This is a genomic window from Roseateles sp. P5_B10 (assembly GCF_056400485.1).
This window is the reverse complement of sequence record NZ_JBFULE010000458.1, coordinates 1-4,225: the sequence shown is the minus strand read 5'-3', so window position 1 is coordinate 4,225 and position 4,225 is coordinate 1. Positions and strand designations below refer to the sequence as shown.

Sequence of the window (4,225 nt, the reverse complement as noted above, 5' to 3'; positions counted from 1 at the left end):
GATCGGCGACGAGGGCGTAGATCTTGTCCGGCGCGGCGTTGATCTTCACCGTACGCGAGAGCGTGTACTTCGGCGACAGCATCAGCCCGCCGCCCACGCACAACACCAGCAGCGCGACGATGGCGATCAGCAGGACCTTGAGCACTTTCATCGGGAGTCTCCCGGGGTGTTGACGTGGCCGCACTGTGGGCGCCCCGCACTGGTCACACAATCCGCACAACTCCTTCCTACAAGCTCATGACGAACTCCGCCGACCTTGCCTCCGTATACGCCGAACAGGGCTATCTCGTCATCCCCGGCTTCAAGACGGCCGCCGACATCGCCGCGCTGCGCCAGCGCGCCCTCGACATCGTCGATGCCTTCGATCCCGGCGAGCAGCGCCCCGTCTTCACTACCGAAGAGCAGCAGCGCCATGTCGACGACTACTTTCTCGACAGCGGCGACCAGATGCGCTGCTTCTTCGAGGAGGAGGCCTTCGATGCCGAGGGCCGGCTGCGCGTCGACAAGGCCCTGGCCATCAACAAGATCGGCCATGCGATGCACGACCTCGACCCGGTCTTCAGCGCCTTTTCCAAAGGCCAGGCGCTGCGCGGCGTGGCGGCCGAGCTCGGGCTGAAGCAGCCGCAGGTCTGGCAGAGCATGTTCATCTTCAAGCAGCCCGGCATCGGCGGTGAGGTGCGCTGGCACCAGGACGCGAGCTTCTTCGAKRGCGACCCCATCACGGTGACTACCTTCTGGTTCGCGCTGGAGGATGCGACGCTGCACAACGGCTGCCTGTGGACCGAGCCCGGCGGCCACAAGGGCGAGCGCGGCGTGCTGCGCGAGCGCTTTGTGCGCGAGGGCCGCAAGGCCTGGATGGAGCAGATCGACGCGACGCCTTGGCCCGCGGCGGATTCCCGCCAGGCCATTCCACTGGAGGTCGAGGCGGGTTCCCTGGTCGTCTTCCACGGCCTGCTGCCGCATTACTCGGCGGCGAACCGCTCCGACAAATCGCGCCATGCCTACACGCTGCATGTGACGGACGCGGCCAGCCGCTATTCACCGCGCAACTGGCTGCAGCGTGACGGCACGTTGCCGGTGGGGGGTTTCTAAGCCGCGCCCTCACAGCGGTCACAAGTACATACACCCCAAGCCCTTTGTCCTAYAAGGCGAAGGAGCTTGCACCGGCATGGCGCGCCGCCGGGTCACCTCACAGTCGGCTCCATCGCAAACGTCGACAACGACGACCGGAGGCCGACATGAAATTCCCGAAATCGATGCACGCCGAGGGCTGGGCCAACCACCTGGAGGAGACCAAGCCCGAGCATCTGCCCGACGCGCTGAAGGCCGGTGGCTCCGCGCCTCTGCACGCCGCCAAGGTCCCCCCCGTCGGCGCGGCGCGATTCAAGCCGACCGGCGTTGGGGCCAAGGTGTCGGCGACGACGCCGCTTCATGCCGAAACGCCGCGTGTCGAGCCGGTTCACGCCCGACCCCAGCCCGCCACCGCATCGCTGCAGCGTGACCGGCAGATGAACTGGATGATCCCCGCCGGTGCCGGCGCCGCCCTCATCGCCGCTGTGGCCATCTGGGCCATGAACCGGCCGAGCGAGGCACCTGTCACGCCGCCCGCCATCGTGGTTGGCAGCGCCGAGCCACAGACCGAAGTTGCCGCCGCCACCCCGGCGCCGGAGACACCGGCCGCGTCACAGGCAGAGGACAGCACGACGACCACCGTCGCTGCTGCGCCAGCGCCTGCTGAGCCTGCAGCGACCACTCGTCTGGGCCCGCCGGTGACGACGACCCGGCCGGCCGCTGACGCCCCCGCTGTGGTGGCTCAGGCGCCGGCGCCCGCGGCGCGACCCGACATGGTGTTGCGCGGCGCGCCGACCAGCCCGGCTGCAACCCTGCCGCCACCGACGACCGTGGCCGCCGCGCCAGCGAACGCCCAGCCGCTCAGCGTACCGCCTGGCTCGGCGCCCATCGTGATGCCGCCCACCGCGGCCGGCCCGGTCAMGGCGACGACGCCCCAAACCATGCCGCCCGCTACGCCGCCACTGGCCTCGGCAACGCCTGCTGTGCCTGACACGGTCGCCGGCTCGACGGCGCCTGGCACGTCGCCTCAAGCCCAGGCTCAAGCGCAGCCGCAACCTCCGCAGCAGCTCCTGCCGACAGCCGAGGACAGCGGCATCACGGCCAAGGTGCGCATAGCTCTCTCCGCCGATTCAACGCTGGCCGCTGTGCCCATCGCTGTCAGCACCGACCATGGCGTCGTGAAGCTGGAAGGCCAGGCACCCGACACCCAGACCCGTGAGCGAGCCACTGTCGTCGCGTCCTCAACGGGTGGCGTGAAGGCCGTCGATAACCGCCTGACGGTGCCGCCGGCTGCGGTGGTGAGCCAGGCGCCGACAAGCCAGCAATAAGCGTCCACGCCAATGGCAAAGGCGCCCTCAGGGGCGCCTTTTGCGTTTGTGCTGTGGGGCTGGGTTCAGTGGCAGTGCTGGCTGCGGGCGGGCGCCAGTTCGGCGTCAATCAGCGCTTCCTCGGTCAACTCGCGGGCGGCCTCGAGCTGCTGGCAGAGTTCGCTGATGCCGTCGTCACGGCCGCCAGTGACTGCTGGCAGCGGCGCCGCGGCAATCTCGGTGGGCAGGTCAGCCAAGGCGCCGATGAGCTGGAACAGCAGTTCCAGGCTGGCTTCGCCGTCCTGCGGCAGGTCGCGTGCGGCGCCCAGGCTGCGGGCCAGGTACCAGCAGGCTTCGGCGGCGTTGTCGCAGGCCTGGGCCTTGAGTTCGAGGGCGCGGTTGCGCGCATCCGCCTCACTCTGGGCCTGGGCGATCTCATAGGCACCCAGATCCGCCGGGACGGCATCGTCAAGCGAGAGCGCGGCAAAGTCGAGTTCGTGGGCCATGGGTACTGCGGTGTTCGTGAGACAGGGCCATCCTAACGGCGGGCTGGCCCGGCAAGTGCCCCCTCACCTCGAGCGGCGTGAAGCAATCGCCGGAACTAAGTCACTATTCAACGCTTCTTCGTGGGACGGGTCCAGCCAGTCAATGCAACTTGTTTGCCGCGGGCGACAGCGAGGTCACCGGGAGTAACGTCCTTGGTGATGGTGGAACCACCGCCAATGGTGGCGCCATTGCCGATCTTGATGGGCGCCACCAGCACGCAGTTGGAGCCGACATGAACGTCATCGCCGATCGTTGTGCGGTGCTTGTTGGCGCCGTCGTAGTTGGCCGTGATCGAACCCGCGCCATAGTTGACACGCTCGCCCACGGTGGCGTCGCCCAGATAGGCCAGGTGGTTGGCCTTGGCGCCCTTGGCCAGCGTCGAGTTCTTGACCTCGACGAAGTTGCCGATGTGCACCTCGGCGCCCAGTTGTGCGCCGGGCCGCAGGCGGGCGAAGGGGCCGATCAGCGCACCCTCGCCAACGCTGGCGCCCGCTGCTTCACCGTCGATGTGGGTGAACTCGTGGATGCGTGCGCCGGCGGCGATGGTCACGTTGCGGATCACGCAGTTGGCGCCAACGCGCACGCCATCGCCCAGGCTCACCTCGCCCTCGAAGACGCAGTTCACGTCGATCTCGACGTCCTGGCCGTGCGTCAGCGTGCCGCGCAGGTCGAAGCGGGCCGGGTCGGCCAGGCGCACGCCGGCGCGCATCAGGCCTTCCGCCTGGCGGACCTGGAAGGCGCGTTCGAGCTGGGAGAGCTGCACGGGGTCGTTGACGCCCAGCACCTCGATCTCGCTGTGGGCCTTGATGCCCAGCACGGGCAGGCCCTCGGCGACGGCCATCGCGACGATGTCGGTCAGGTAGTACTCGCCCTGGGCATTGTTGTTGGTCAGCTGGCCGACCCAGCGCTTGAGCGCTGCAGTGGGCGCGGCCATCATGCCGCTGTAGCCCTCGTGGACGAGGCGCTGCTCAGGCGTGGCGTCCTTGTGCTCGACGATGGCGAGCACGCCGCCGTCATCGGGGTCGCGGATGAYGCGGCCGTAGCCGGTGGGATCGGCGAGGTCGACCGTCAGCAGCACCAGGGCGTGGCCGGCGCAGGCGTCGATGAGAGCCTTGGCCGTGGTGGTTTCGATCAGGGGCACGTCGCCGTTCAGGATCAGCGTGGTGCCTTCACCCAACAGCGCCGGCACGACCTGCTGGATGGCGTGGCCGGTGCCGAGCTGGGGCATCTGGCGCACGAAGGAGATGCCGTCAGCCGAGACGGCCGCCTCGACCTGGTCGGCGCCATGCCCGGTGATGACG

At 68.7% G+C, this 4,225-nt stretch carries 4 protein-coding genes; 2 read left to right on the top strand and 2 right to left on the bottom strand.

Translation table 11 applies throughout. The annotated features are described in order from the left end of the window. The first annotated feature begins 237 nt into the window (after window positions 1-237). Both AC1DU6_RS21810 and AC1DU6_RS21805 read left to right on the top strand, forming a co-directional pair. Entirely contained in the window at window positions 238-1,092 is an 855-nt protein-coding gene (locus AC1DU6_RS21810; RefSeq protein WP_477859552.1) for a phytanoyl-CoA dioxygenase family protein, read from the top strand. A gap of 146 nt (window positions 1,093-1,238) precedes the next feature. Further along, window positions 1,239-2,399 carry a BON domain-containing protein gene (locus AC1DU6_RS21805; RefSeq protein ID WP_477859550.1) on the top strand — a complete coding sequence of 387 codons (1,161 nt, stop codon included), beginning with the start codon at window positions 1,239-1,241 and terminating at the stop codon, window positions 2,397-2,399. A gap of 65 nt (window positions 2,400-2,464) precedes the next feature. On the opposite strand, the gene AC1DU6_RS21800 is transcribed toward AC1DU6_RS21805, so the two are convergent. Beyond that, window positions 2,465-2,884 (bottom strand): hypothetical protein, encoded by a 420-nt coding sequence (locus AC1DU6_RS21800; RefSeq protein WP_457323500.1) that lies wholly within the window; start codon window positions 2,882-2,884, stop codon window positions 2,465-2,467. Window positions 2,885-2,991: 107 nt separating this feature from the next. Then, on the bottom strand, window positions 2,992-4,225 hold a 1,234-nt coding region (gene glmU, locus AC1DU6_RS21795; protein ID WP_477859548.1), incomplete at its 5' end, for a bifunctional UDP-N-acetylglucosamine diphosphorylase/glucosamine-1-phosphate N-acetyltransferase GlmU.